Source organism: Streptomyces sp. DS1-CR2, assembly GCF_055760475.1.
The window spans coordinates 6,516,645-6,542,653 of record NZ_CM147085.1 but is presented as its reverse complement, the minus strand read 5'-3'; the positions used below and the strand labels follow the sequence as shown (position 1 = coordinate 6,542,653).

General features: G+C 70.2%; 22 protein-coding genes and 3 pseudogenes. 6 read left to right on the top strand and 19 right to left on the bottom strand.

The genetic code is table 11. The annotated features are described in order from the left end of the window. Positions 1-178 precede the first annotated feature (178 nt). Entirely contained in the window at positions 179-376 is a 198-nt protein-coding gene (locus tag ACY0PA_RS31025) for a hypothetical protein (protein ID WP_473080798.1), read from the top strand. A 72-nt stretch (positions 377-448) separates the two neighbouring features. Here the strand turns inward: ACY0PA_RS31025 and ACY0PA_RS31020 are convergent, their stop codons facing one another. From ACY0PA_RS31020 to ACY0PA_RS30945, 16 genes and pseudogenes are all read right to left on the bottom strand, one after another. Continuing rightward, entirely contained in the window at positions 449-928 is a 480-nt protein-coding gene (locus tag ACY0PA_RS31020) for a DUF6099 family protein (RefSeq protein ID WP_473080797.1), read from the bottom strand. A 188-nt stretch (positions 929-1,116) separates the two neighbouring features. After that, entirely contained in the window at positions 1,117-1,449 is a 333-nt protein-coding gene (locus ACY0PA_RS31015) for a nucleotide pyrophosphohydrolase (RefSeq protein WP_473080796.1), read from the bottom strand. Next, positions 1,446-2,594 carry an AAA family ATPase gene (locus tag ACY0PA_RS31010; RefSeq protein WP_473080795.1) on the bottom strand — a complete coding sequence of 383 codons (1,149 nt, stop codon included), beginning with the start codon at positions 2,592-2,594 and terminating at the stop codon, positions 1,446-1,448. Before ACY0PA_RS31010 ends, ACY0PA_RS31015 begins: the two co-directional genes overlap by 4 nt. A gap of 91 nt (positions 2,595-2,685) precedes the next feature. Then, positions 2,686-3,072 (bottom strand): cell division protein SepF, encoded by a 387-nt coding sequence (locus tag ACY0PA_RS31005; RefSeq protein WP_356281670.1) that lies wholly within the window; start codon positions 3,070-3,072, stop codon positions 2,686-2,688. 139 nt (positions 3,073-3,211) lie between these two features. After that, positions 3,212-3,543 (bottom strand): annotated as a pseudogene (locus ACY0PA_RS31000) (FtsX-like permease family protein); the annotation flags it as partial. Positions 3,544-3,758: 215 nt separating this feature from the next. Next, positions 3,759-4,097, bottom strand: coding sequence for a MerR family transcriptional regulator (locus ACY0PA_RS30995; protein ID WP_473080794.1), 339 nt, complete (start codon positions 4,095-4,097; stop codon positions 3,759-3,761). A 191-nt stretch (positions 4,098-4,288) separates the two neighbouring features. Continuing rightward, on the bottom strand, positions 4,289-4,600 hold the full coding sequence (locus ACY0PA_RS30990; protein ID WP_473080793.1) for an SCO5918 family protein: 312 nt from the start codon (positions 4,598-4,600) through the stop codon (positions 4,289-4,291). Between the two features lie 7 nt (positions 4,601-4,607). After that, positions 4,608-4,802, bottom strand: coding sequence for a CBS domain-containing protein (locus ACY0PA_RS30985; RefSeq protein WP_473080792.1), 195 nt, complete (start codon positions 4,800-4,802; stop codon positions 4,608-4,610). A 149-nt stretch (positions 4,803-4,951) separates the two neighbouring features. Then, entirely contained in the window at positions 4,952-6,415 is a 1,464-nt protein-coding gene (locus tag ACY0PA_RS30980; RefSeq protein ID WP_473080791.1) for a DEAD/DEAH box helicase, read from the bottom strand. A 205-nt stretch (positions 6,416-6,620) separates the two neighbouring features. Continuing rightward, a complete protein-coding gene (locus ACY0PA_RS30975) occupies positions 6,621-6,824 on the bottom strand; it encodes a cold-shock protein (protein WP_266558953.1) in 204 nt (67 codons plus the stop codon). Between the two features lie 448 nt (positions 6,825-7,272). Continuing rightward, positions 7,273-11,375, bottom strand: a pseudogene (locus ACY0PA_RS30970) (molybdopterin-dependent oxidoreductase). Between the two features lie 286 nt (positions 11,376-11,661). Next, positions 11,662-12,084: a DUF7144 family membrane protein gene (locus tag ACY0PA_RS30965; RefSeq protein WP_473080790.1), complete on the bottom strand. Its 423-nt coding sequence runs from the start codon at positions 12,082-12,084 to the stop codon at positions 11,662-11,664. 34 nt (positions 12,085-12,118) lie between these two features. Next, a complete protein-coding gene (locus ACY0PA_RS30960) occupies positions 12,119-12,589 on the bottom strand; it encodes an SHOCT domain-containing protein (protein ID WP_473080789.1) in 471 nt (156 codons plus the stop codon). Between the two features lie 209 nt (positions 12,590-12,798). Next, complete coding sequence (locus ACY0PA_RS30955; RefSeq protein WP_473080788.1) at positions 12,799-13,461, bottom strand: HdeD family acid-resistance protein; 663 nt, start codon at positions 13,459-13,461, stop codon at positions 12,799-12,801. Between the two features lie 239 nt (positions 13,462-13,700). Beyond that, positions 13,701-13,910: a hypothetical protein gene (locus ACY0PA_RS30950; protein ID WP_473080787.1), complete on the bottom strand. Its 210-nt coding sequence runs from the start codon at positions 13,908-13,910 to the stop codon at positions 13,701-13,703. A 152-nt stretch (positions 13,911-14,062) separates the two neighbouring features. Beyond that, positions 14,063-16,753, bottom strand: a complete 2,691-nt coding sequence (locus ACY0PA_RS30945) for a winged helix-turn-helix domain-containing protein (protein WP_473080786.1) — start codon at positions 16,751-16,753, stop codon at positions 14,063-14,065. 236 nt (positions 16,754-16,989) lie between these two features. Between ACY0PA_RS30945 and ACY0PA_RS30940 the strand changes: the two genes are divergently transcribed. Next, positions 16,990-18,135, top strand: a complete 1,146-nt coding sequence (locus ACY0PA_RS30940) for a CapA family protein (protein WP_473080785.1) — start codon at positions 16,990-16,992, stop codon at positions 18,133-18,135. 12 nt (positions 18,136-18,147) lie between these two features. Here the strand turns inward: ACY0PA_RS30940 and ACY0PA_RS30935 are convergent. Continuing rightward, positions 18,148-18,906 (bottom strand): annotated as a pseudogene (locus tag ACY0PA_RS30935) (DUF72 domain-containing protein); the annotation flags it as partial. 128 nt (positions 18,907-19,034) lie between these two features. On the opposite strand from ACY0PA_RS30935, the gene ACY0PA_RS30930 reads away from it, so the two are divergent. The 3 genes from ACY0PA_RS30930 (at position 19,035) to ACY0PA_RS30920 (ending at position 20,197) form a co-directional block, all read left to right on the top strand. Next, positions 19,035-19,337, top strand: coding sequence for a DUF1876 domain-containing protein (locus ACY0PA_RS30930; protein ID WP_473080784.1), 303 nt, complete (start codon positions 19,035-19,037; stop codon positions 19,335-19,337). Positions 19,338-19,520: 183 nt separating this feature from the next. After that, positions 19,521-19,784 carry a CopG family transcriptional regulator gene (locus ACY0PA_RS30925; RefSeq protein WP_473080783.1) on the top strand — a complete coding sequence of 88 codons (264 nt, stop codon included), beginning with the start codon at positions 19,521-19,523 and terminating at the stop codon, positions 19,782-19,784. Continuing rightward, positions 19,781-20,197 carry a PIN domain-containing protein gene (locus ACY0PA_RS30920; RefSeq protein ID WP_473080782.1) on the top strand — a complete coding sequence of 139 codons (417 nt, stop codon included), beginning with the start codon at positions 19,781-19,783 and terminating at the stop codon, positions 20,195-20,197. Before ACY0PA_RS30925 ends, ACY0PA_RS30920 begins: the two co-directional genes overlap by 4 nt. Before the next feature lie 310 nt (positions 20,198-20,507). On the opposite strand, the gene ACY0PA_RS30915 is transcribed toward ACY0PA_RS30920, so the two are convergent. After that, the gene (locus ACY0PA_RS30915; RefSeq protein ID WP_473080781.1) at positions 20,508-21,932 is read right to left on the bottom strand and encodes a non-reducing end alpha-L-arabinofuranosidase family hydrolase; all 1,425 of its coding nucleotides are present in this window, start codon (positions 21,930-21,932) and stop codon (positions 20,508-20,510) included. A 1,099-nt stretch (positions 21,933-23,031) separates the two neighbouring features. On the opposite strand from ACY0PA_RS30915, the gene ACY0PA_RS30910 reads away from it, so the two are divergent. Then, positions 23,032-24,459 (top strand): endo-1,4-beta-xylanase, encoded by a 1,428-nt coding sequence (locus ACY0PA_RS30910; protein ID WP_473080780.1) that lies wholly within the window; start codon positions 23,032-23,034, stop codon positions 24,457-24,459. Positions 24,460-24,605: 146 nt separating this feature from the next. Here ACY0PA_RS30910 and ACY0PA_RS30905 read toward each other — a convergent pair whose 3' ends face one another. Then, complete coding sequence (locus ACY0PA_RS30905; protein ID WP_473080779.1) at positions 24,606-25,937, bottom strand: class I SAM-dependent RNA methyltransferase; 1,332 nt, start codon at positions 25,935-25,937, stop codon at positions 24,606-24,608. Between the last annotated feature and the right edge of the window lie 72 nt (positions 25,938-26,009).

The following is a 26,009-nucleotide window of genomic DNA, read 5'->3' as shown; positions in this document are numbered from 1 at the left end:
GGGCACGTGGCCGGGGCCCCGGCCAGTGACCCGTTCACGCGAGTGATCGTTGGCTCGGGCGGAGCCGGCCCGCCCGGCACCCGTACCCGCACCCGAACCAGCGGCGGCTGCCGCTGCCGGGCGACGCTTGCGTCAGCTGCCTTCCCCCGCGGGGAGGGCGAGGGCCGAGGAGGCCACCATGTCCCAGGGCGCCAGGTCCGAGCAGGTCGTCCACGAACCGGCCGGGCCGGATCAGGAGGGCGCGCCCAAGGGTCTGCTCCAGCAGATGGAAGAGCTGATGGCCGCGCTCAACGCGGATCTGTCGCAGCTCGACGCCGACCTTCAGCAGTCCACCGGACCCGGCGCCCCGTCCGCCGACGAGGGCCACCGCCTCTGAACCCGCCGGGGGGCGCGTCGCACCGATGTCGGTGCGCCTCCGAAGCCCCCGCTGCACCAACCAGCGCCCCCTCTACGCCGCCGAGTCAGGCTCCGACTCCGACAGGGTGTCGCGGCGCAGCGCGAGCCGGCGGATTATCTCAAGGGTCCTGTCCCGTGATTCGTCGGCGGCGTCGATCGCGTCCATGCAGTGCCAGTAGTCCCCCTCCTCCTCCGCCTCGCTGGCTATGCCCACCAGGGCGATCCCCACTTCCCCGAGCAGCGCGGCCAACCCGATCAGTGCCTGGTGCGCCTCGGCCAGCTCCGTGAGCTGCGCCGCCCGTATGCCGCCCGCCCCGATGACCGGGATCGCCGAGCCCGAGCAGCCTCTGCCGCCCGCCTCGCTCAGTCCGCGCGCCTCACCCCTCAGCTCCGGCGGGCCCTCTCTCGCCAGCTTGTTCCCCATGGCCTGTGCGAGGGCCTGGGCCTGCCATGCCTCCCGCGTGATGGCCGGCGCGTCCTGGCTCTCCGCCAGGGCCCGTCGGCTCGCCCTGATGAGTCGCACCGCGTCCATGCGCCGCCCCCGTCCTGAACTCCCGTGTCCACTACCCAGAGTGAGGGTCGGAGAGGTGAAAAGCCAGAGGACGACCGAAATCTGTGGACACGAAGTCCAATGTTGATAATTCTGTGACTCCATAGAGTGACAAGGCCGGTCGTGCCGCCCTTCCAGCCGGTGTCAGCCACCGGTGTCAGCCGCCGGTCTCAGCCCTCCCCCGGCACCGGAAACCGTTCCTCATTGCGGTCGATCTTCGCCGACAGGGCCGCCAGCGCGTCGATCCCGAGCACCTCGCACAGCTGCAGCAGATACGCGAGGACGTCCGCGACCTCGTCGCGCACCCGGTGCGCCGTGTCCGGGTCCGCCATCACGCCGGCCGACTCCTGAGGGGTCAACCACTGGAAGATCTCGACCAGTTCGGACGCCTCCACGCTCAGCGCGGCCACCAGGTTCTTCGGCGTGTGGTACTGCTCCCAGTTCCTGGCCTCGGCGAACTGCGCCAGCCGGCGCTGCAGCCCCGCCACATCAAGTTCTGTCACGGCCCCAGGTCTACCACCGACGCTCCGTGCTCCCGCGCCGCCCACGTCCCGTCGCCGACCGCCCCCGCCAGCCGGATGTGCCCGCGCCCGCACATCCGCACCGCGAGCGCCGTCAGCTCCCGCAGCTGCCGCGGGTCGAGGCTGCGGTCGAGGCCGTCGGCGAGGACGGTGAGCGTCTGGTACGCCTCGGGGACCTCCGCCGCCGGGTCGACCGCGAGCACACGGGGGCCGGTGAGCAGGACCAGGGCGAGCGCCAGGTATCTCAACTCGCCGTCCCCGAGCCGGTCGACGGGGGTGCGCAGACCGTCGCCGCGGTCGAGCACGGCCCGTACCGTGCCGTTGCCGAGGTCCTCCGACAGGACGTCGACGACGGGTCCCGCGCAGCCGGCCCGGGCGGCGGCGACGAGCAGCGCGTGCCGGATGCCGCACTCGGAGCGGGTACGCCACAGGACGGCTGCGAGGTTGTCGCAACCGCTCAGCAGGCGGTCGGCGCCGGCCTGGGCGGGACCGCGCATGCGGGCGGGCCGGGGGTCGCAGGAGAAGACGGAGCGCAGGGCGACCACCACTTGTTCGGCCGCGGCGATGACGAGCCGCTGGCCCTGTGTCCTGCCCGCGACGCGTAGCGGCAGGAGCGCCGTGCCGAGCAGGTCGTCCGGCAGGGGCGCGCGGGTCACCCCGGTCGCGCCCGCCGTGTGCCAGGCGGCCTGGACGACGCGGCGCCCGGGGTCGCGCAGGGCGGTCTCCAGGAGGATACGGCCGTCGCAGGTCAACCGCTCGCCCACGATGCGCAGTTCGGGCTCCGCCTGGATCGCGAGGTCGAGGCGGACCGGTCCGACGGGCCCGGTGACGGTGCAGCCGATGCGGAAGCCGCGGCGCCGCTGTGCGTCGGGCCGGGCCCGGTCGGGGACGCAGGCGGCCGGATCGGGGAACACCTCGTCGAGGCCCGCGCCGCCGGCGAGCCGAGCCAGACCCTCGTAAGCCTTCAGGGCGCTGGACTTGCCGCTGCCGCTCGGCCCGGCGAAGAGGGTCAGCGGGCCGAGCGGGAAGCTTGCGCCGCGGTGCGCGGCGAAGGCGGAGAGCCGCAGTTCGGTGACGCTCGGCCGGTCCTGGGGGGCCGGGGGTGCGCCCCGCGCTGGCAAGCTCATGTTCCGGACGGTAAGCGGGGGCGGGCCCGGCGAACCGTTCCTCCGGTCAAACCTTCCTACGATCGGGGGACCGGTGGCTCTGGCCAGGTGACTACGCCCGGGGAACAGCCCCCGCCACGAAGTCCTGCACCTCGGTGCCGGGAGGGGCGAGCAGGAAGACATTGCGGTCGACGCGGTGCATTCCGCAGCCGAGGCCCATGACCACTCCGCTGCTGAAGTCCAGGACGCGCTTGGCGACATCGGACTCTGCGCCGCTCAGGTCGAGCAGCACGGGGATGCCCGTCATCACGGTCTCGGCCACCTCGCGGGCGTCCGCGAACACATTGATCCGCAGCACGACGAACCGTCGCCGCGCTTCGGTCTCCGCTTCGGGGACGGCCCTGTGGTCGACCGCTGACGGCCATGCGTTACGGCCGCGCAGAGGTACGACCTGGGCGAGCCCTTCCCACTGTTCGTCAGTGACGTCGTGGCTGTTCACTGCCCCCACCCCGTCCGGGCTCGTACTGTTGTCTGCACCCGCCATTCTTACGCCAAGTCACCCGTTCAGCCCAACAGCGACACGGTCCGCATCCGCCGTGGTGGCGGGCGCGGACCGTGCCGGGTACTTCGACCCGGTGTCAGGCGGCGATCGCGACGGCGTCCACCGCCTTGACGCGCAGGGTCCTGCGGGCCCTGCCCAGACTGGTCACCAAGGTCGCTGCGGCCGCGAGTGCCACGACCATCAGCCAGCTGCCCAGGCCCTGGTCGGGCAGGAGCGAGTCGGTGCGGACGGTGGTGAAGGGCACGATTCCCGCGAGGCCCGCGACCGTGCCGAAGAACACACCCGTCACCGTGAGGACGACGCTCTCGACCGCGACCGTCCCGAGCACCTGGACCGGCGTGGCACCGCGAGGCGCTGCTGGCCGAACTCGCGGACCCGATAGGAGGTCTCCGCGTACAGGGTGTTGACAGCGGTGGTGGCACGGGACATGGGAGGTCTCCATTCGCGAGTACGGTGCGGCGTACGTTCGATGCGTTGGCCTGCGCCGGTCCGGTCCGCTGCGACCGTTCCGACTGCGTGCCTAGAGATAATCACCGCGCCACCACCCCCGCTGTCCGCATCCGGCCACGCCAGGAAGCTGCATGGCAGGGCGTTGCCTGAGGGGAAGGGTCTTCGGGTGGGGCCTATCGGCCCTCGGCCCCGGCGTCCGGTCCGGCCGCCGCGCGGCGGAACTCCGCGTTGATGCGCAGGGCCTCCTCGAGCTGGTCCTCGAGGATGATGATGCGGCAGGCGGCCTCGACGGGGGTCCCCCGGTCGACGAGCTCGCGGGCACGTGCCGCGATACGCAGCTGGTAGCGGGAGTAGCGACGGTGTCCGCCGGCCGACCGCAGCGGAGTGATCAGGCGCGCTTCGCCGATGGCCCGCAGGAACGCGGGCGTGGTGCCGATCATCTCGGCGGCCCGTCCCATCGTGAAGGCGGGGTAGTCGTCGTCGAGACGGCCGAGCGGTTCTTCTGCTGTCATCTCACCTCGTCGAGGGGCGCATGGAGGGGCCCCGGCGCCGTCGCGACCGCCGTGCCCCGGCCAAATTGAACACCATGCGTCCGCAAGGCCGCGCCGCCGCCGAGGCCACGCACACGCCGAGGGCCCCGACCGGTGAACCGGTCGGGGCCCTCGGCACCGCCCGGCCTCGGCGGCCGGCGGTGGTGGTGTGTCTACGCGGAGGCCGGCAGGCCCATCAGCGCCGACGCGGCCTGGAGCGGGGTGAGTTCAGCCCCGGCGGAGCCGCCCGCGGAGACCTCGGTACAGGTGAAGCCGAGCGCGGTCAGAGCCCTGACCACCTCACCGGAGGTGAAGTCGCGCCGGTCCTGCCGGGTGATGACGGCCCCGACCTGCTTGACGGGGTAGCGGCGCCGCCCGATGAGCACGGAGTCGCCGGTGACGGGTTCGGGTTTGACGCCCTTCATCGCTTCCAGCACGTCACTGCTGAAGAGGTCGAAGGGGAATCTGGCGATGACACAGCGCATGAGGGCCTCACAGGGAGAGGGACGGTCCGGAGCTGTGGACGATGTCCCGCAGCTGGGTGCGATCGGTGTAGCGGGCGCTGTCGCGCGCGGCGGTCAGCTCGGCGCGGCTGACCGTACCGGTGCAGCGGCCGTCCTCGTCGCAGAGGAGGAGCCGGCCGGCGCGGGAGCTGTCGAGGACGGACAGGGCGACCTCGACGGTCATGTCGGCCCAGACGTGAGGTCCCGACGGCCTCAGGGACGCTGCCCCCGAAGGGGGGCGGGCCGTCTTGCGCGGATGTGTCTCTACCAGTGTCAAAGTGCCTCCTACGGGATGGCGGGATGGGGCGGGGCCAGGGGCCGTGGCGTATCAGGTCAGGACGCCACGGCGACCGGGGGCGCGGACTGCCGGAAGGTTCCCACGTCCTGCCCCGTGCGCGGCTGGTCGGCGGCGCGCCTCGGATCGGCGGCGCGCCGGGCCTCGGCGGAACGGCTGCGGCGGCCACGGGTGCTCGCCCCGCTGCGCCGAGGGCGTTCCATCACCGGCGCGGTAATGACGACCGGCACACCGGACGGCGCCCGCGCCCCGGTGATGCGGCTCAACTCGGCTTCACCCGCCCGGACTTGGGCGATCTGCGGGGTGATCCCGGCGTCGCGCATCAGCCGGCTCATGTCGCGGCGCTGGTTGGGCAGGACGAGGGTGACGACGCTGCCGGACTCCCCGGCACGGGCCGTACGGCCGCCGCGGTGCAGGTAGTCCTTGTGGTCGGCGGGCGGGTCGACGTTGACGACGAGGTCGAGGCTGTCGACGTGGATGCCGCGGGCGGCGACGTTGGTCGCGACCAGGACGGTGACGTGGCCGCTCTTGAACTGGGCCAGGGTGCGGGTGCGCTGCGGCTGGGACTTGCCGCCGTGCAGGGCGGCGGCGCGCACACCGACGCCGAGCAGGTCCCGGGTCAGCCGGTCCACCGCGTACTTGGTGTCGAGAAACATGATGACCCGGCCGTCGCGCGCGGCGATCTCCGTGGTGGCCGCGTGCTTGTCGACGGGGTGCACGTGCAGGACGTGGTGTTCCATCGTGGTCACCGCGCCGGCCGACGGGTCGACGGAGTGGACCACGGGGTCGTGCAGGTAGCGGCGCACGAGGAGGTCGACGTTGCGGTCGAGCGTGGCGGAGAACAGCATGCGCTGGCCCTCCGGCCGCACGTGATCGAGCAGGGCCGTGACCTGGGGCATGAAGCCCATGTCGGCCATCTGGTCGGCCTCGTCGAGCACGGTGACGGCCACCTCGTCGAGCCGGCAGTCGCCTCGGTCGATGAGGTCCTTGAGCCGCCCTGGGGTGGCGACGACGATCTCGACGCCGCCGCGCAGCGCCCCGGCCTGACGTCCGATGGACATGCCCCCGACGACGGTGGCCAGGCGCAGCTTCAGCGACCGCGCGTACGGGGTGAGTGCCTCGGTGACCTGCTGGGCGAGTTCACGGGTGGGGACGAGGACCAGGGCGAGCGGACTGCGGGGCTCGGCGCGCCGCCCGGCGGTACGGGCGAGGAGGGCGAGCCCGAACGCGAGGGTCTTGCCGGACCCGGTACGGCCGCGGCCGAGCACGTCACGCCCGGCGAGGGAGTTGGGCAGGGTCGCGGCCTGGATGGGGAACGGCTCGTTCATGCCGAGGCTGGTGAGCATCCGCAGGAGCTCGTCCGGCAGGGCGAGTTCCCCGAAGGAAGCGACTGCGGGGAGGCCCGGCCGAACAGTCTTCGGCAACGCGAACTCCCCGGAAACCACACTCCCGCTCGTTCGCCCGGCTCGACTCCCTCGACCTGTCCCATACGTACGTTTCATGATCGGCAAAACCTTCCTCGACGCGGCACGAAAATGCACGGCACGCGTCAGGGAATTCCCGCGACATTCGAACAGCGCAGGGAATCGCAGGAACGAGCCGAATAATTGGATGCCAAAAACATGAACGGCACCTGGAAAAGCAACGAGCTGGGGCCCGCACCCCAAGGTGCGGGCCCCAGCTACGGTCTACGCGTCAGCGACGACGTCAGGCGGGAACGATGTTCTCGGCCGTCGGGCCCTTCTGGCCCTGACCGATGTCGAAGTTCACCTTCTGACCTTCCTGCAGCTCACGGAAGCCCTGGGCGGCGATGTTCGAGTAGTGGGCGAAGACGTCGGGGCCGCCACCGTCCTGCTCGATGAAGCCGAAACCCTTTTCCGCGTTGAACCACTTCACGGTGCCAGCAGCCATGTCATATCTCCTTCGGGGCAGTGCCCGGAGCCCGCACTGTGCGAACTCCTGTCGCCGCGATCATCGCCCCGCCCGGAAAGGACACCGGAAACACAGAAGCGCTCCCGCCGGAACGAATATCCCGGCGGAGGCACTCGAAGTTTTTGGGAACCACAACTGCAACTAAATGCAACAGTAGCATGCCACCCCGAAATCCCGCAGAACTCCAAATTCCCCAGCCCCGCCGCCCGGAAAACTTCAGCCCCCCGCCCTCAATTTCTGCACTCGCCGGAACAGATATCGCTCAGTGTCCGGAGGCGGCCCGCCTGAGGGCGGTCTCGATCCTCATCGGTTCGCAGGACGTGGCTGGGGCTCCCGGTGACGAGGGCGTGCGGGGTGCGCCGACGTCAGCGGACCGTGAGGCTGCCCTTCATGTTCAATCCGCGCAAGCGGCTCAACTCCAGCTCCGTCAGTAGACGTCGCGGACGTAGCGCTTGTCGGCGGCGAGCTGCTTGACGTACAGGGCGGCCGCGTCGAGGTCGAGGCCGCCATGGGCGACGGCGATGTCGCGCAGTGCGCTGTCGACGTCCTTGGCCATGCGGGAGGCATCGCCGCAGACGTAGAAGTGCGCGCCGTCCTGGAGCCAGGACCACAGCTGGGCTCCGTGTTCGCGCATGCGGTCCTGGACGTAGATCTTGGCACGCTGGTCGCGGGAGAAGGCCGTGTCGAGCCGGGTGAGGGTGCCGTCCGCGAGGAAGGCGGACAGCTCGTCCTCGTAGTAGAAGTCGGTGGCGCGGTGCTGTTCACCGAAGAAGAGCCAGTTCGGGCCGCCGTGTCCGCGGGCCCGGCGCTCGTCGAGGAATCCCATGAACGGGGCGACGCCGGTGCCGGGGCCGACCATGACCATCGGGGCCGTGGGGTCCGTCGGGGGCCGGAAGTTCGGTGAGCGCTGAACGAAGACCGGCACCGCAGCGTCGGGAGCGGCATCGGCGAGGAAGGTCGAGCAGACGCCCTTGCGGGGGCGGCCGCGGACATTCTCGTAGCGGACGACGGAGACCGTCAGCGACACCTGACGGGGGTCCAGCAGAGGGCTCGACGATATGGAGTACAGGCGGGGTTGCAGCCGCTTGAGGACGCCGGCCCAGTCCTGGGCGTCGGCGTGGACCGCGTACTCGGAGACGACATCGACCGCCTGGCGGCCCCAGGACCACTGGGCGAGTTCGCCCTTGTTGTCGGGGCGCAGCAGTTTCTTCAGGTCGCGGTCGCCGGTGCGCTCGGTGATGAAGGCGAGCAGGGCGGGAGTGAGCCGGGTGATGTCGAGGTGCTGGTGCAGGGCCTCGCCGAGGGGGACGCCGCCCACGCCCGGGACCTGCACGGCGGCGTCGGGGTCGAGTCCGGTGGCGGCCAGCCATTCGGCCACCAGATCAGGGCAGTTGACGGGATGCACACCGAGCGCGTCGCCGGCTTCGTACACGAGCGGTGCCTCGCTGTTCCGGCTGTCGAAGGTGAACCGCCGGACCTCCTTTCCGGCGCCCGGCAGGCTGAGAAGCCGATTGCGGGCCAGCCGGGCGACGGCGGGTGCGGGCTTGGCACTGCGGACCGGCGTCGTGGCCGGGGCGGATATCCGGGATGGTGCCCGGGCCGGCGCCGGCGCCAGGTCGCGGGCCGGTGCCGGGGCGGTGCTCAGGTGGGTGGCGATCTGGTCGAGCCAGGCGTGGGCGGAGGGCCCGTAGTCCGGTTCGCAGTCGGTGCGCGGCGCGAGGCGCACGGCTCCCAGCTCGTCCAGGCGCTGGTCGAGGCGCCGCCCATGGCCGCAGAAGTCGTCGTACGAGGAGTCCCCGAAGGCGAGTACGGCATAGCGCCGGCCCTCAAGCCCCGAGCTGTCGGGTGCGGTGAGGGCCTCCCAGAATCCGGCGCCGTTGTCGGGAGCGTCTCCGTCACCGAAGGTGCTGCTGATCAGCAGTAGATCAGCGGTGGCCGGGAGGGTTCCGGGGTCGGTGGCGTCCATGCTCATCAGGGCCGTGCTGTGCCCGGCCGCGGTGAGCCGGTCGGCGGTGACCGCCGCGAACTCCTCGGCGTTTCCGGTCTGCGAGGCCCACAGCACGACCACCTCACGACTGCCGCTCCGCACCCGCGCCGGGGGCTCCGCGTCCGGCTGCGGGGCACGCGAGTACATGCCGGCGAGTACGCCGTTCACCCAGCGGGCGTGCTCCTCGGTGAAGGGCGCGCCGGGCGGCAGGACAGGAACTCCCGGCGCGCCCGACTCCAGCCCCGCCAGGAAGCCGACCAGGTACTGGCGTTCGTGCTCGGCCAGCACGGGCGGCGGCGCGCTCGGCAGCCCGAACGCGGCCGCGGCGCCGGGCACAGGGGCAGAGGTTGCGACGAGCTCCGGCTCCACGGCAGGGAGCGGGGACGGCCCGGGACCGACCGTGACCGGCGTGCTGACCTTGGCCAGCGTCACCGCGCACACCTTGAACTCGGGCTGGTACGAGATCGGGTCGACGGCGTCACTGGTCACCGCGTTGATGCTCAGGTACTCACCGTAGAGGTCGTTCCAGTGGAAGGGCGCGAAGCAGCACCCCGGCCGCACCCGGTCCGTCACCACGGCGGGCAGCACGGCCCGGCCGCGCCGGGAGGCGACTTCCACGGAATCGCCCTCGGCGATACCCAGGCGGTCGGCGTCCTCGGGATGCAGCTCGACGAAGGGAGCCGGGTTGAGCTTGTTCAGCTTGCTGACCTTGCCGGTCTTGGTGAGGGTGTGCCACTGGTGCTGGAGGCGCCCGGTGTTGAGGACGAACGGGTAGTCGTCGTCGGGCATTTCCGCCGCGGGAATGTGCGGGCGGCCGAAGAACACGGCCCGGCCTCGGGCATTTCCGCCGCGGGAATGTGCGGGCGGCCGAAGAACACGGCCCGGCCGCTCGCCGTCGGGAACACCGGACCGGCGCCGTCCTCGCTCACGTACCGGATCGGGTTGCGGTCCGGACCCTCGGCGTCCGCGGCCGGCCACTGGACGGGCGTGGCGCGCAGTCGCTCGTACGTCACGCCCCGCAGGTCGTACCCCGTCTTCGGGTTCCAGGCGCCCTTGATCTCCTCGAAGACGTCCTCGGCACTGTCGTACGAGAACGCCTTCTCGTATCCCATCTCGCAGGCGATGCGCGCGATGAGGCGCCAGTCGGCCATGGCCTCACCGGGCGGGTCGACGGCAGGGCGGGCGAGGGTGAGGTTGCGTTCGCTGTTGATCAGCACGCCTTCGGTCTCGCTCCACAGCGCACCGGGCAGCACGACATCGGCGTAGGCGTTGGTCTCGGTGTCGGCGAACACGTCCTGGGTGATGACGAGTTCGGCCGATTCGAGACCCTCGATCACGGTCTTGCGGTGGGCGACCGAGGCGACGGGGTTGGTGCAGATGATCCAGCAGGCCTTGATCTCCCCGTCCGCCATCCGCCGGAACATGTCGACGGTTCCCTGTCCGGAGCCGTCCGCGCGCACGGCGCCGTGTTCCAGTCCCCACAGATCCTCGGCGAAGGCCCGGTCCTCGTCCACCAGGACCGATCGCTGACCGGGCAGGCCAGGTCCCATGTAGCCCATCTCGCGTCCGCCCATGGCGTTGGGCTGGCCGGTGAGCGAGAACGGACCGCTGCCGGGGCGGCATATCGCCCCGGTGGCCAGGTGCAGATTGATCAGGGCGTTGGTGTTCCACGTGCCGTGCGTGGACTGGTTGAGCCCCATGGTCCAGCAGCTCATCCACTCCCCCGCCGCGCCGATCCACTGCGCGGCCTTCCGGATGTCCTCCTCCGGGATGCCGGTGGTCTCCGCGACCGTGGCGGGCGGATAGTCGGCGAGGAATTCCGGCATCGCCTCCCAGCCCTCGGTACGGTCCGCGATGAAGCCGGTGTCCAGGTCCTCGTTCTTGTGGAGCAGATGCAACAGCCCGTTGAGCAGGGCGAGATCCGTTCCCGGCCGGATCTGCAGGAACAGATCAGCCTTCTCCGCGGTGGCGCTGCGCCGGGGATCCACGACGATCAGCTTCGCGCCCGCCTTGACGCGCTCCATCAGCCGCAGGAAGAGGATCGGGTGGCAGTCGGCCATGTTGGACCCGATGACGAAGAAGACATCGGCGCGCTCGAAGTCCTGGTACGAACCGGGCGGCCCGTCGGCGCCGAGGGACAGCTTGTAGCCGCTGCCCGCACTGGCCATGCACAGACGGGAGTTGGACTCGATCCGGTTGGTGCGCACGAAGCCCTTGGCGAGCTTGTTGGCGAGGTACTGCGCCTCCAGGCTCATCTGCCCCGACACGTAGAAGGCGACCGCGTCAGGACCGTGTGCGTCGACGATGGCCCGCAGCCGCCGCGCCGTGGACGTGATCGCCTCGTCCACGGCGACGGGCACCGGCGCGGCCCCGCGCTGCGCCCGCACCAGTGCCGAGGTCAGCCGCCCCGGGGCGGCCAGCATGTCGGCCGTGGTCGCACCCTTGGTGCACAGCCGCCCGAAGTTGGCGGGATGCGCCTTGTCGCCCGAGGCCTTGAGCACCTTCCGGCGCCCGTCGGACCCGGTGGCGATGTCGAGAACCATCCCGCAGCCGACACCGCAGTACGAGCACACGGTCCGTACCTGCTCGGCACGGCCCCGGGGGTCCTGAGCTGCCACCGGGCGCCCTCTTTCGTACGGTCGGATGAGACCACCCGACCGTACGAAATGCCCGTTACCCCGAGGTCAACCCGAGTGATCACGAGTGGTTACGCCTGCCACACACTCACCGACCCGCGGGTGTGAGAAGCGTTGCGGCCCACCGCTCTGCTGCCTCCCGATCACGAAGCCTGCCTCGGCAGGTCGACCACACGTCGTGAGGTGTTCGCTCCTACCGGTCGGGGGATTCGTCGCTCCGGACCACGCACAGCGCCCAGATGACGAAGCCCGAGATCGCGATCAGCACGACGGACCAGACCGGGTAGTACGGCAGGGAGAGGAAGTTGGCGATGATGACGAGTCCGGCGATGACCACACCTGCGACGCGTGCCCACACCGCCTTCTGGATCAGCCCGTAGCTGACGATCACGGCGAGTACGCCCAGAACGAGATGGACCCAGCCCCAGCCCGTCAGGTCGAACTTGAAGATGTAGTTGCGCGTGGTGACGAAGATGTCGTCCTTCGCGATCCCCATGATTCCCCGGCAGATGCCGAGCAGACCGGTGATCGTGAGCATGATGCCCGCGAAGAGCGTCAACCCGCCTGCCCACGCCTGCTTCGTCGTGTCCGCCTGTTGTGTGTGGGTCGTGGTCATGTTGGTTCCTCGTTTCGCGTCGCCCGGCACATGCTCAGCTTCCTGAGCCGGTGGTCGTGTCGGTACCCGGGCGTTCGGCCGGACCGTGGCCGCTCAGGACCAGCTCCTTCGCCCTGTCGAACTCCTCGTCCGTGATGTCGCCGCGAGCGCGGATCTCGGACAGCCTGGAGAGCTCGTCCACGGCGCTGGGCCGGTCCGTACCGCCCGCGGTCTTCTTGATGTAGCTGTCGAAGGCCTTCTGCTGCTCCCGGGCCTGCGCGATCTCCCGGCGGCCCATGTTCTTGCCGCGGGCGATCATGTAGACGAAGACGCCCAGGAAGGGCAGGAGGACGGTGAACACCAGCCAGCCGGCTTTCGCCCAGCCGCCCATGTCGTCGTCACGGAAGATGTCCCCGATGATGCGGAACAACAGAACGAACCACATGATCCACAGGAAGAACCAGAGCATGCTCCAGAAGACGCTCAGCAGGGGATAGTCGTACGCCAGAACCATCTGCGCGTTCATGTCTCTTCTCCGTCCCGAGCGCTCACCGGCCGCGTTCGCGAGCCGTATTCAGCGTGCTCACGGCCGGGGCCGCGTGGCCTCACCCGACGCGGGTGAGCCTGCGGACGGCCCGGCATCCGCCGATGGACGCGCTCCTGCGACAACGACAGGACGTGCGTACGGCTGGACGCGCTCCTGCGTCAGGACGTGCGTGCGGCGGGGGCCTGATGTCAGGTCGTCGTCGAGGGGCCGGGCGGGTCCGTGACGCCGGCCTTTCGAAGCGCGGCCCGCCAGGCGAGGGCGACCGCCGCCTCGGCCAGACCGAGCAGGACGAGCCACAGTCCGAGCAGCCGGGTCAGGGCGTGTGCCGACTGGGCAGGCAGGGCCAGCACCACGATCCCCGCGACGATGCCGAGCACCGCGACACCCAAGAGCACGCCGCGGTGCGGGAGGCCCTTGGAGGCGATGGCGGTGTAGAGGGTGAGGACGCCGGACACGAGCCAGACGACGCCGACGATCAGGGAGAGCGCGGTGATGGTCTGCAGCGGGTTCCGCAGGCACAGCACCCCGGCCAGGAGGAACAGCACGGCCAGGAGCAGCCCCGACAGCCGTTCGCCGTGCTCGTCCCGCGCGAAGACGGCGACGAACCGGAACACCCCCGTGGCCAGCAGGTACAGGCCGATGAGGACCGCGAGGACATGCAGTGTCTCCTTCGGCCAGACCAGGATCAGGACGCCCGGCACCAGCGTCACGACCGCCGAGCCCATGATCCAGGTCCATGAACGGCCGAGTCGCGCCAGTACGTCCGCGGCATCGTCGGCCGGGCGGGGGGCGGCCCCGTCGGCGGGGGGTTCCGGTCCGGTGTGCGGCGCCGGACCACGCGGCATGGTCATGGCTCCTCCTCGCGCGATCGAGCGGGCCGTTCCCGGACGCCGAAGGGGCCGTACGCGGGGACCCGACAACCCCAGCCTCCCGCGCGCCGCAGGCCGCCGGGTCACCCACGGCGGGTGATCCGTGAGCACCGCCGTGGCGATGTGGCAGGGCGGGAGACCGCCTTCCTCAAGTTCTCCGCATCCGGCCGTCCTCAAGTTCTCCCCATCCGGCTTTCCTCGAGTTCTCCGCATCCGGCGGATCAGCCGGCCGGATCCTCCGGCAGCTGCCGCATCTCCAGGACCCGCTGTCCCAGCGACTGGAGTCGGGCCAGCAGACCGTACAGATGCGCGTCGTCCACGACGGGACCGAACAGGATCGTCTGGCCGGACATCATCACGTGGCTCAGTTCCGGAAAGGCTTTGGTCAGCGTTTCCGACATGTGTCCCTCGACGCGGAACTCGCAGCGCATGGGCTTTCTCCCGCCGGCGGTGTGGGGCAGGTAGGCGGCACCCCCTCCTGCAAGCCTCCGCCCCGACGCCCGGCCGGGCCTCACCCGGTACAGGTGACCTGCCGCGCCCGGCGCACGACGACCCGGTTCCCGTTCCGGCCGATGACGCCCGTTCACACGAGCCCGAGTTCGCGCGCGCGGCGCACCGCCTCGTTGCGTCGGTTCACCCCCAGCTTTCGGTAGACACTCTTGAGGTGGGTCTTCACCGTGTTCACCGACACGTAGAGGTCGGCGGCGATCTCCTCGGTCGACATCATCAGGGCCAGTCGCTCCAGCACGTCCCGCTCGCGTCCGCTCAGCTCCCCGGCAACGAGCTGAGGGGGCCGCGCGTCGGTCGTGGCCGGTTCACCTCGGCGCGACGGAGCAGGCGTCAGCCACTCCGCGGCCAGCTCCCGGAGCGGCGCGGTCGACAGCAGAGGCCGGATCCACGGCCGGGCATCGAGGAACGGTCTGCGAAGCCGCTCGCGCCGGGCGCCGAGCAGTGCCTGCGCAACGAGCCGGCGGGCCGTGGCGTCGTCTCCCGCCCCCTGCGCGGCCTGAGCCCTGACCAGCGCTGCCCGAACGGTCACGCCCGGCCCGGTCCGGCCCCCGGTGTCGATACTGTCGAGCAGGCTGACCGCCGCTTCCGGACGGCCCGCTGCGAGCAGTATCCGCGCGGCTTCCACCGCACACGCCGGCTGATCGCCGGACACACCCTGGAGCACCTCGGCCGCCCTCTCCGGCCGTCCTTCGGCGACATGCGCGGCGGAGGCGACCAGCGCCTGATGGCCCGCCGCCCAGGGTGAGGCCACAGCGACACGGACGCCTGGGTCCGCCGCCTCGACGGCGGCTGCGGCGTTGCCCTGGACCAGCAGGAGACGCGCCCTGGTCATGGCCCGTCCCGCGGCGATCACCGGATCGTGCGTCGCGCAGGGGAGCCGGGCCGTCTCGTCGAGGAGGGTCTGCGCACGGCCCAGCTCGTCGCGGTCGACGGCCACGGCGGCCCGCACCAGCAACCCGATGCCGGTACCGGTACCGGCGGCGCGAGTCCGGGGCAGACAGAACCCCTCCGCCTCGGAGGCACCGGCGAGAGCCTTGCGTTCCGCCCTGCCGTTCCAGCCGTTCAGGTAGTCGATCAGTGCGAGGTGCCCCAGCGACTCCTCACGGGGCAGCACGGTGGACGCTCCGCCATGAGTGCCTGCCACAGTGGTCAGGGCAGCACGCGCGTCCTCGAAACGCCCGGCCCACAGGCGCGTGGAGCCAAGATGGGTCAGAAGGAGCGCGGTGAACTCGGGATGCCTGTCGAGCAGGTGCTCCGGGACCGCCCCCCGGAGTCGGCCGGCCGCCTCCGCGGCGTCCTCGGCCTGCTCGGGAGAACCGGTCAGCCGGGCGGCCAGCGCCTCGAGCAGCGCACAGCTCAGCTGCGCGGCCGCTCCGTCGGACGGGTCGACGGCAAGCCGCTCCTCGGCACGGTGCAGGTGGGAGAGACCACGCTCGACGTCGCACCGGGACAGCTCGCGGGCCGCCCGGACGAGATCCGTCGCGGGACCGGTGGCCTCAGGGGCCATACCGGAGAACAACTGGTCGAGGTCGCCCGAGCGCAGACCGGTGAAGAGCTGTCCGATCGCCACGTCGTCGACGAGGGCGCCGGCGGTGAGACCCCAGTCGCCCGAGGCGGCGCCGTGAGTGAGTGTCTCCAGGAGGGATCCGGAACGGCGCAGCCACTGCGCGGCACGCCGGTGGAGCTCGGGCTCGAGGCCCGGCAGGCGGACCCGCAGATGGGCCCGGAGTATCTCCCCGAACAGCGGGTGGAGCCGGTACAGCGAGTGCCCGAGGTCCTCGACGAACGCGTTCGCGCGGTGCAGCTCGGCGAGCAGGGCCTCCGCGTCGGTCCGCCCCGTCAGCGCGTTCGCCAGATCAGGGCTGAAACGCTGCAGGACGCTGACCCGCAGCAGGAGATCCTGTGTCTCCTCCGGCTGCCGCTTGAGCACCTCGGCCAGCAGGAAGTCCGCGACCGTACTGCGGTCCGCCTCGAACTCCTTCAGATAGAGCTCCGGGGTCGCGCTCTCCCGCGCGGCCAGGGCGCACAGGCACAGGCCGGCGGCCCAGCCCCGGGTGCGGTCCACCAGGGCGCGCGCGGCGTCGACCGACAGGCGCAGACCGTGCAGTTCCAGCAGCGGGACGGCCTCCTCGGGGGTGAAGGCCAGCTCGGCGCCGCGCAGCTCCGTCAGCTCGCCGGCCGCCCGGTAACGGTGCAACGGCAGCAGGGGTTCGGTGCGGGTGACGAGGACCAGGCGCAAGCCCTCCCCGGCGTGGTGCAGGACGAATTCCAGCTGCTCGCCGACCTCCGGGTTGGTCACGCGGTCGAACTCGTCGACCACGAGGATCACGGGCTGCCGACGTGCGTCCAGATCGGCGGCGAGCGCCGCCAGCAGCTTGCGGTCCACGCGGGCCGCCTCCATCGGGACCCCGACCGCGCCGGAGACCGGCGCACCGCACGCGCGCAGAGCCTCGAGCACGTACGCCCAGAACACACCGGGCTGCCGGTCCTCGTCCTCGGCGGTGAGCCAGGCGACCGGCTGCGGCAGGCCAGCGGCCCAGTCGGCGGCCAGCAGGGTCTTGCCCGCGCCGGCCGCGCCGTTGACCAGCGTCAACCGCGTCCCAAGAGCCTTGTCGAGGTGCCGGTCGAGCCGCTGCCGCCGCAGGTAGGCGGCGGGCCGCGCCGGCAGGGCGATCCGCGTACGGAGAAACGAGTCCCCGAGAGGATCCAGGGACGCAACAGCCGGACCGCCCGGTCCTGGAGCATGCTCGTGAATCTCCGCCACAGCGCTCACCACCGCTGCCTGTCAGGGGTCGAGTCATGGGCCCTCTCTGTGCCACGATCCCAGGCTTTCCGGCCAGGCGCGCGGGGGCCTCGATCTCGCCCCGGTGGATCACACGGAGGGTGGCCGTCTGCCGCCCCCCGGCCAGGTACGCGGGTGTCGTGCGCACGTCGGCCGGCTGAGCGCGGCGGCGTTGCGGCTCCCGTGACATCCCTGTGGCAGGGTTCTAGTCTGGAGGGATGCAGGGTGATCTGATCACGCTGTGCCTCGCCGGCGACGTGATGCTCGGGCGGGGCGTCGACCAGATACTTCCGCACCCCGGTGATCCGGCGCTGGCGGAGACGTACGTCCGGGACGCCCGCTCCTACGTCGAGCTGGCGGAGGCCGCGAACGGGCCGATTCCCCGCCCGGTCGATTTCTCCTGGCCCTGGGGTGAGACGCTGCGGCTCCTCGACCGGGCCGCTTCCGACATCGTGGTGCTCAATCTGGAGACCAGCGTCACGCGGAGCGACGACTTCGCACCCGGCAAGGCCGTCCACTACCGCATGCATCCCGCCAATCTGCCCTGCCTCACCGCCGCCCGCCCCGACGTCTGCGTCCTGGCGAACAACCACATCCTCGACTTCGGCCGCCGCGGGCTCGCGGAGACCCTCGACGCGCTGGCGGGCGCAGGGTTCGCCTCAGCGGGGGCGGGACACGATGCGGACGCGGCCCGTCGGCCGGCGATCGTCCCCGTCAAGGGCGGCCGTCGGATCCTGGTCCACTCCTTCGGCATGCCGTCCAGCGGCATCCCGCCGAGCTGGGCCGCCACGGCGGACCGAAGTGGGATCGACTACGTGGCCGAGGCGTCGGACGCCGCAGCGGCTGCGGTGGTCACCCGGATCCGGCAGGTCAAGCGACCGGGTGACATCGTCGTCGCCTCGATCCATTGGGGTTCCAACTGGGGCTACACCGTCCCCCGCGACCAGGTCCGCTTCGCACACGCACTCGTCGACGGAGGCGCGGATGTCGTCCACGGGCATTCCTCGCACCATCCCCGGCCGTTCGAGCTGTACCGGGGAAAACTCATCGCCTACGGCTGCGGCGACCTGGTCAACGACTACGAGGGCATCTCCGGCTACGAGAACTACCGCGACGACCTGCGGCTGCTCTACTCCCCCTCGCTGGAGCCCTGCACCGGCAGACTCCGCCAACTGCGCATCACACCCTTCCAGGCCCGGCGGATGCGGCTTCGGAGGGCGTCGGCGAAGGACTGCCAGTGGCTTCAGGAACTCCTGGGCCGGATCAGCCGCGGCTTCGGCTCGCGCATCGCGTACGACCCGGACGGCATCCTCACCCTCGGCGTCGACGGGTCGCCCGTCCAAAACGGCGCCCGGTCGGCATAAGCCCGTAAGGGACGACGGCGTCCGGCTCACCGTCCGGCCCAGCGTGTCCGCGGCCAGGGCGAACTTCGTAGCGTCGATGACGGCAGCACCACCCAGGTCGTTGTTGAAGTACACGTACACGTCGTCCCGGTCCGGCCAGGCGTCGGCGATGCGTCCGGCCCAGGACTTCAACGCCTGCCGGCCATAGCGGGGCGGCGGCTGGGCGATGCCGCCGTGGAAGCGCACGTATCCCCAGGACGCGGTACGCCACAGCGGCGTCACCGGCCGTGATCCCCGGTCCGCCCAGCACAGCGCGCTGCCGTGCCGCTCAAGTACCGCCCGAAGCTCCCGCCCCGCGTCCCACCACGAGGTGTGCCGCAGTTCAACGGCCACCCGGACCGTGCTTGGAAAGCAGCTCAGGCACGCGTCCAGCGCCCCGACGTCCTCCCGGAGATGGGGCGGCAATTGCAGCAGTACGGGTCCCAGCCGGTCACCAAGACCCTCGGCACGGTCCAGTAGCCGGTGCACCGGCTCCTCGGGGTCGTGCAGCCGCTTCATATGGGTCAGATAGCGGCTGGCCTTGACCGCCATCACGAACCCCTCAGGCGTCCGTTCCCGCCAAGACCCGAAGATCTCCTTCGTCGGAAGCCGGTAGAAGGCGTTGTTGTTCTCGACGGTCGCGAATCGCCGGGCATACTCCTCCAGCCACAGCCGCTGCGGCAGGCCGGTCGGGTAGAGAGCGCCGCGCCAGTCCTCGTACTGCCACCCCGAGGTTCCGACGAGCATGGGCATGCACGACCCCTACCCGCGAGAAATGGGTATATCCACACCGGAACAGGCTGAAATCGCCGAATGGGCCCGCACGGAGGGATTCTGGAAACTACTGGAATCAGAGGGACCGGAGCCTGAGGAGGCACGTCATGACACACGCCGAAGAGTGGAAGGTCGGCGTCTACCTGACCGAGGAGGACGGCATCACCAGAGCCCGGGCAGTGCTCGGCAACGGGAAGACGCAGATGGTCGGACGAGGCAAGGCGCGCTGCAATCCCCAGGACGTGGAAATCCCCGCGATAGGGGACGAGATCGCGGCGAGCCGCGCGATGCGCGACCTGGCCGGTCAGCTGATGCACGCCGCCGACCGGGACCTGGCGGCGGTGGGCGCCGTACCCGATCCGCCGCGTACCGCCTATGGCTGGGCGGATGACACGGGTCTGGCCAGGTAGGCGGCCTCGCCGCCACGGCTGAGCCGCACGCGGGCGGAGCCCCGTTGTCGGTGCCGCGGAATCGTGCATCCCGGAACGGTGCGACCAAACGTGCGTCATGAGCGTCAGGCATAGAGAGTTGCCTGATAGCGCAGCCCGAACGGCACCGGAACCAGGAGGAGCACCAGCGGTAGGATAGGTAGCATGAGTGAAGCCACCGGCAAGTACTCCATCACCATGCCGCGGGACATCGCCGAGGCCGCCCGCGACCGCAGCGGACCCTCCGGCCTCTCCGCCTACGTCGCCGCAGCGGTCGCCCGTCAGGTCGAGCGCGACAATCTCAACGAGCTCATCGCAGTCGCGGAAGCGGAACACGGGCCCGTCACCGACGAGGAGATCCAGGCCCTGCGCGACGAGCTCCACCAGGCCCGGCGGCAGCAGGGATCGGACCGGGCGGACGCCGCGTGACCCGCACCTCCCCCGCGGTCCCGGGCGGCACCCTCGTCCTGGACAGCGAAGGGCTGGCGAAAGCCGTCCTGCGCGACCGCACGGTCACTGCCTGGCTCGCCCTCGCCCTCGCCGATGATCTCCGGGTCATCACCTCCGCGGCCACCCTGGTCGAGGTCATCCACCCCCGGATCAACCGCCCCGCCCTGGAGTGGACCCTCTCCCGGCTGGTCGTGGAACCGGTCACCGACCCGCTCGCCCGGCACGCCGCCACACTCCTCGCCGACGCCGGGCTCCACGGCCACAAATACGCCATCGACGCCATACTCGCCGCGACCGCACTCGCCGCCCCCGGCCCCACCACTGTGCTCACCTCCGACCCGGAGGACCTCACCACCCTCTGCGGGACACGGGTCACCGTGATCAAGATCTGACGGGAACCACCCAGCTTTCCGTCAGGACCAGAAGTCCGGTCGCAACCAAACTGCTCAAGCAGACGACGACTACCGGCGACTACGGGTGTGAACCTCACGGGCGCCGAGTGCGAACCTCAGTCTCGACCTCTTCGAAGACGGGCTGTACCGCGACAACTGCACCGGAGATGAGAGGAACCCCGGCCGCCGCACGGCTGGGGTTCCTCGAGACGGTGAGCGTCGGTCAGCAGGTGGAACGGCCCACGCCGTGAACCGCTCGCCCACACGCTGGCAGACCGCACCACATCACGGTCACCGTGGATCGGGCGGGTCAGTGCTGCAGGGTGAGGACGCCCGGCCGCCAGGGCAGTTGGTCGTAGGGGCCGCCCGCGGTGGGGGACTTGCCCTGGTAGAGGAACTGCAGGTTGCAGGGGTCGATGGTCATGGTCTGGTCGGGGTTGTTGCGTACCAGGTCACCGTGGCTGATGTCGTTGGTCCAGCTGGCACCGCTGTTGGCCTTGCCCGCGAAGGGGTTGCTCTCGCTGGCGGCCTGCGGGGTCCACGAACCGCTCAGGCTGGAGGCCGTGAACGAGCGGAAGTAGCGCCCGTTCACACCCTGGGCCTCGACGATCATGAGGTACTGGTTCTGGCCCTGGACCTTGTAGACCTGCGGCGCCTCGAACAGGTTGTTCGTCGTGTCGCTCATGACCGTCGTGTACGACGAGCCGAAGCTGCCCGGGAAGTTCCCGATCGGCATGCTCGCCCGGTAGATCTTGCCGTTGTCACCGGCGAAGAACAGGTACATGTTCTGGCCGTCGGCGATCAGGGTCTGGTCGATCGGGCCGGTGCTGGAGCCGGAGATGCTCCCGGTGAACAGCGGCTGCGGCGCGGACCAGCCGTTGGGGTTGGTGGGGTCGCTCGACGTGCGGTAGATGAAGGGCCACGGACCCCACTGGTACGCCAGCACCCAGATGTTCTTGGGTGCGAAGTAGAACAGCGTGGGCGCCACCGCGGACTGGCTCATCCCGGTCTGGCCGGCCGACGCCATGTCCGACCAGTTCGTGAAGGGACTGAACATCATCGAGCCGTACGACGATCCCGACACGTTCGACGCGTAGACCAGGTGCTTGCCGTTGTACACCACGTTCGTGAAGTCCTTCACCGCGGCCCACCCGTTCGCCGGCTGCGCCAGCGCGCCCGTCGACGACCACCGGTACGTGGACGGAAGGGAACACGAGCCGCCAGGCGGGGTCGTCCCGGACAGGCCGGTCCACTTCTGGCTGCTGCCACCGTTACACGTCCCGATCTGCACCGCCGTACCGTTGGCCGTACCGGAGCCCGTGACCTCCAGGCACAGCCCGGACTCCACGCCTACGACCGCGCCGTCGGAGTTCACCCGCCACTGCTGGTTCGCACCGCCGGAACAGGACCAGATCTGCACCCGGGTACCGGCCGCGGTCGCGTGGCCGGGGACGTCCAGGCACTTGTTGCCGTACACGGTCAACTGATGGTCGTCCGTCAGCGTCCACTGCTGATTGGACCCACCCCAGCAGTCGTAAATCTGCAGGTACGTGCCGTTGTCCTGGCTGGCGTTCGGCACATCGAGGCACCGGTTCGAACCGACACCGCGCAGGGCGCCGCTGGTGGCCGCCTGAGCCGGATTGGCGACGAACATCGCCGCCAACAAGGTCAGGGTCGCAACCGCGGCGGCGAGCACCGCGGACAGACGTCTGCGGCTGAAAATTCTTCTGTGCATGGGGACTTCCTCAACCTTGAGTGGGCGGTTCCGGTCGGCCTCGTCAGAGGTAGTCCGGACTGTCGGTGCAGCGCGGTGCGCAACGGCCCGCGAGCACCACGGCAGACCGCTTGTGACTTCCCGGTCCTTCGCGACCTTCTGAAGGTCCGGTGGCGCCCGGCGCCTTAGGGCGACATGAGTGCCAGGGGTGGAGGCGTGGACGGCCGAGCACCCGGGTGGCACGGTCGAAAAGAGAAAGATTGGCGCGGCCATGACATACGCATGCGGCACGACTCCTTGCGGCTCTGCGTTCGGGCGGTGCGACCCGGAGTTGCCTTGCTGTGCGATGGAGCGACTCGACCGCGTTCGGCGTATCGAACAAAGGTCGAAGTGTCGAGCAACCCGAATGATAGGGAACCGGTGAACGGCGTCAACCCCTCTCGCATGTGTCGTTATCTAGGCCGAAACATTGCGGGAACCTATGCGCGAGACGCCGCACGCCACACCGGCAAATGGCCGAGCCCGGACCAAACTTGACGCCGGAGTGGAGGAAGCGTTCGCATACTCGCCCTGGCCTCGGCCCCTGCCCTACGGCATCGGCCATCGACGTCGCCGGGAGTTCACCGTCCGGCACTCACGATCCCGAATGTTTCGGACAAGTGTCAGAAACTTTTATGCAACAGTGTATTGACGATGCATCGTCAATACCTCAATCATTCCCGTCTGAGCAACCAGTCGCAGTTCGATATTTCGAACCACATCGGCCTTCGGCAATCCGTGCTGCACGGCAGATCCACGCACGACTGCCCTACAGATCCGCGCACCAAAGCACCGCACCTGCACCACCCCGTTTCGTTCCGGTGAGGCTCGCACCAACGCATCCCTGGCTCTTCACGCAGTGGGAGAGGTAGGTGACGCCGCATGGCGGTCCCCCGGCTGAGCCGCGATGGAGTGCCCCCGTGCCTGTCTCGAAGATCGTCCGTCCCCTGTCCGCGGCGTCCGGTGATTCCGTGCCGCCCGGGCTCCGGCCCGTCCCGTCCGTCCGTCTGCCGCAGGGGAGTTGACGACGCAAACCCGGGCGCTTCAGTCCTTCCGTGATTTCTACCTTGGAGGCACAGTCATGGGCTCGTATGCCCTTCCCAGATCCGTTGTCCGCCGGAAGATCCGCGGCCCGCTGTTGGCGCTGGTCGTCGGCGTCCTCGGTGCGACCGGCGCACTGGTTGCGCCGGCCGCACACGCCGCCGAGAGCACGCTCGGCGCCGCGGCGGCGCAGAGCGGCCGCTACTTCGGCACCGCCATCGCCTCGGGCAAGCTCGGCGACTCGGCGTACACGTCGATCGCGGGCCGCGAGTTCAACATGGTGACGCCCGAGAACGAGATGAAGATCGACGCCACCGAACCGCAGCGCGGCCAGTTCAACTTCACCGCTGGTGACCGCGTCTACAACTGGGCGGTGCAGAACGGCAAGAAGGTGCGCGGCCACACCCTGGCCTGGCACTCCCAGCAGCCCGGCTGGATGCAGAGCCTCAGTGGCAGCACACTGCGCCAGGCGATGATCGACCACATCAACGGAGTGATGGGCCACTACAAGGGCAAGATCGCCCAGTGGGACGTCGTGAACGAGGCCTTCGCGGACGGCAGTTCGGGGGCCCGGCGCGACTCCAATCTGCAGCGCACCGGCAACGACTGGATCGAGGTCGCCTTCCGCACCGCGCGCGCCGCCGACCCGGCCGCCAAGCTCTGCTACAACGACTACAACGTCGAGAACTGGACCTGGGCCAAGACTCAGGCCATGTACGCCATGGTCAAGGACTTCAAGCAGCGCGGTGTGCCGATCGACTGCGTCGGCTTCCAGTCGCACTTCAACAGCGGCAGCCCCTACAACAGCAACTTCCGCACCACCCTGCAGAACTTCGCCGCCCTCGGCGTCGACGTGGCCATCACCGAACTCGACATCCAGGGCGCTCCGTCCTCGACCTACGCCAACGTGACGAACGACTGCCTGGCCGTCGCGCGCTGCCTCGGCATCACCGTCTGGGGTGTGCGCGACACCGACTCCTGGCGCTCGGGGGACACGCCGCTTCTGTTCAACGGCGACGGCAGCAAGAAGCCCGCCTACACGGCCGTCCTCAACGCGCTCAACGGCGGCTCCACCACGCCCCCTTCGGACGGCGGACAGATCAAGGGCGTCGGGTCGGGCCGCTGCCTGGACGTACCCAATTCCAGCACCACCGACGGCACCCAGGTCCAGCTGTGGGACTGCTCGGGCGGCACCAACCAGCAGTGGACGTACACCTCCGCCGGTGAGTTGAAGGTCTATGGCAACAAGTGCCTGGACGCCGCGGGCACCGGTAGCGGCGCCAAGGTCCAGATCTACAGCTGCTGGGGCGGCGACAACCAGAAATGGCGCCTCAACTCCGACGGCTCCATCGCCGGCGTCCAGTCCGGCCTGTGCCTCGACGCCGCCGCAGGCGGAACCGCCAACGGCACCCTGATCCAGCTCTACTCCTGCTCGAACGGCAGCAACCAACGCTGGACTCGCACCTGATGGGACCTGCCACAAACGAAAGCGCGCATCGATGACGGCCTACGGTGCGGCTTCTCCCGCGCCTCCAGGAAGACATCGTTGATGGTCCGGGGTCGCCGCCGTGGTGGCGGCGACCCTCGCGATCGGCATATCAGAAAAACAGCAGGTCAAACACCCTTTGCTGCGGGCTCAAGAATCGCCACGCACTCCACATGATGCGTCATCGGGAACAGGTCGAACGCCCGCAGCATCCGCACCTTGTAGCCGCTGTCGCGGAAGTACGCCAAGTCCCGCGCCAGCGCCGCCGGGTCGCAGGCCACGTACGCGATGCGGCGCGCGCCCAGCGATGCGAGGTGTTCCACCGTCTTCTTGCCCGCCCCCGCGCGCGGCGGGTCCAGGACGATCAGGTCCACCTCGGTGATGCCCGTGCGCGGGAGGACCGACTCGACCTTGCCCTGTTCGATGCGGACGCGGTCGAACGCGGCCAGGTTGTGGCGGGCGTCCTCGACCGCGCGCTTGCCCGACTCGATGCCGAGCACCGCGCCCTGGTCGCCGATGCGGTCCGCGATCGCGCCGGCGAAGAGGCCGACGCCGCAGTACAGGTCGAGCGCCATCTCGCCCTTGCGGGGCAGCAGGCCCTGCATGACCGCCTTGACCAGCGTGTCCGCCGCCTGCGGATGCACCTGCCAGAAGCCGCCGCTGCCGACGCGGTGCGTGCGGCCGTCGGCGCGCTCGCGTACGAACCCGCGGCCGTGGACCCGGTGGATGCCGCCGTCCTTCTCGTCGACGCGCAGCATGGAGACGGGCTTGTCGAGTTCGACCAGGGGCAGGCGCGCGCCGGGGCGCGGGGTCAGGATGACCTGGCGGTCCTGGGAGCCCGTCGCCGCGATCGCCTCGATGGACTCCATGCCCGTCCAGTCACGCTTCTCGATGCCGAGCTCGGAGACGCCCGGCGCCGCGATCATGCAGTGCTCGATCGGCTCGACCTCGTGCGAGCGGTGGCGGCGCAGGCCCGCCTTCCCGGTGTCGGGGTCGACCGCGTACTGCACGCGCGTGCGCCACTGCGGGACCTCGCCCGCCGGGAGCTTGTCGCCCTCGGCCGGCATGACCGTGCCGTCCCAGCCGGCCTCCTCGGGCGTGAGGCCCGCGAGGCGCTGGAGCTGCTCTGCGATGACCTCGCCCTTGAGGCGGCGCTGCGCGCCCGGCTTGGCGTGCTGCCAGTCGCAGCCGCCGCAGCGGCCGGGGCCTGCGTACGGGCAGGGCGCCTCGACGCGGTCCTTGGACGCCTCGATGACGGTGACCGCGTCGGCGCGCAGGAAGCGGGCGCCTTCCTCCCCGTCCGTGACGCGGGCCACGACCTTCTCGCCGGGCAGCGCGTGCCGGACGAACAGGACCTGGCCCTCGTCCGTGCGGGCGATGCAGTGGCCTCCGTGGGCGACGGGGCCGATCTCGACCTCGTACTCCTCCCCGACCAGCGACTTCTTCGGTTCTGCCTGCATGGCGGGGGACTCCACAACGTAAGAAAGCAAGGGACACGGCGAACGGCCGGACAACAGCCCACCAGTCTACGT

What these genes read in the sequence shown, in the direction of transcription:
- ACY0PA_RS31025 (WP_473080798.1), top strand. Translation starts at nt 179, where the DNA reads ATGTCCCAGGGCGCCAGGTCCGAGCAGGTCGTCCACGAACCGGCCGGG.
- ACY0PA_RS31020 (WP_473080797.1), bottom strand. Translation starts at nt 928, where the DNA reads ATGGACGCGGTGCGACTCATCAGGGCGAGCCGACGGGCCCTGGCGGAG.
- ACY0PA_RS31010 (WP_473080795.1), bottom strand. Translation starts at nt 2,594, where the DNA reads ATGAGCTTGCCAGCGCGGGGCGCACCCCCGGCCCCCCAGGACCGGCCG.
- ACY0PA_RS30995 (WP_473080794.1), bottom strand. Translation starts at nt 4,097, where the DNA reads ATGACAGCAGAAGAACCGCTCGGCCGTCTCGACGACGACTACCCCGCC.
- ACY0PA_RS30990 (WP_473080793.1), bottom strand. Translation starts at nt 4,600, where the DNA reads ATGCGCTGTGTCATCGCCAGATTCCCCTTCGACCTCTTCAGCAGTGAC.
- ACY0PA_RS30985 (WP_473080792.1), bottom strand. Translation starts at nt 4,802, where the DNA reads ATGACCGTCGAGGTCGCCCTGTCCGTCCTCGACAGCTCCCGCGCCGGC.
- ACY0PA_RS30980 (WP_473080791.1), bottom strand. Translation starts at nt 6,415, where the DNA reads ATGAAACGTACGTATGGGACAGGTCGAGGGAGTCGAGCCGGGCGAACG.
- ACY0PA_RS30975 (WP_266558953.1), bottom strand. Translation starts at nt 6,824, where the DNA reads ATGGCTGCTGGCACCGTGAAGTGGTTCAACGCGGAAAAGGGTTTCGGC.
- ACY0PA_RS30965 (WP_473080790.1), bottom strand. Translation starts at nt 12,084, where the DNA reads ATGACCACGACCCACACACAACAGGCGGACACGACGAAGCAGGCGTGG.
- ACY0PA_RS30960 (WP_473080789.1), bottom strand. Translation starts at nt 12,589, where the DNA reads ATGAACGCGCAGATGGTTCTGGCGTACGACTATCCCCTGCTGAGCGTC.
- ACY0PA_RS30955 (WP_473080788.1), bottom strand. Translation starts at nt 13,461, where the DNA reads ATGACCATGCCGCGTGGTCCGGCGCCGCACACCGGACCGGAACCCCCC.
- ACY0PA_RS30950 (WP_473080787.1), bottom strand. Translation starts at nt 13,910, where the DNA reads ATGCGCTGCGAGTTCCGCGTCGAGGGACACATGTCGGAAACGCTGACC.
- ACY0PA_RS30940 (WP_473080785.1), top strand. Translation starts at nt 16,990, where the DNA reads ATGCAGGGTGATCTGATCACGCTGTGCCTCGCCGGCGACGTGATGCTC.
- ACY0PA_RS30930 (WP_473080784.1), top strand. Translation starts at nt 19,035, where the DNA reads ATGACACACGCCGAAGAGTGGAAGGTCGGCGTCTACCTGACCGAGGAG.
- ACY0PA_RS30925 (WP_473080783.1), top strand. Translation starts at nt 19,521, where the DNA reads ATGAGTGAAGCCACCGGCAAGTACTCCATCACCATGCCGCGGGACATC.
- ACY0PA_RS30915 (WP_473080781.1), bottom strand. Translation starts at nt 21,932, where the DNA reads ATGCACAGAAGAATTTTCAGCCGCAGACGTCTGTCCGCGGTGCTCGCC.
- ACY0PA_RS30910 (WP_473080780.1), top strand. Translation starts at nt 23,032, where the DNA reads ATGGGCTCGTATGCCCTTCCCAGATCCGTTGTCCGCCGGAAGATCCGC.
- ACY0PA_RS30905 (WP_473080779.1), bottom strand. Translation starts at nt 25,937, where the DNA reads ATGCAGGCAGAACCGAAGAAGTCGCTGGTCGGGGAGGAGTACGAGGTC.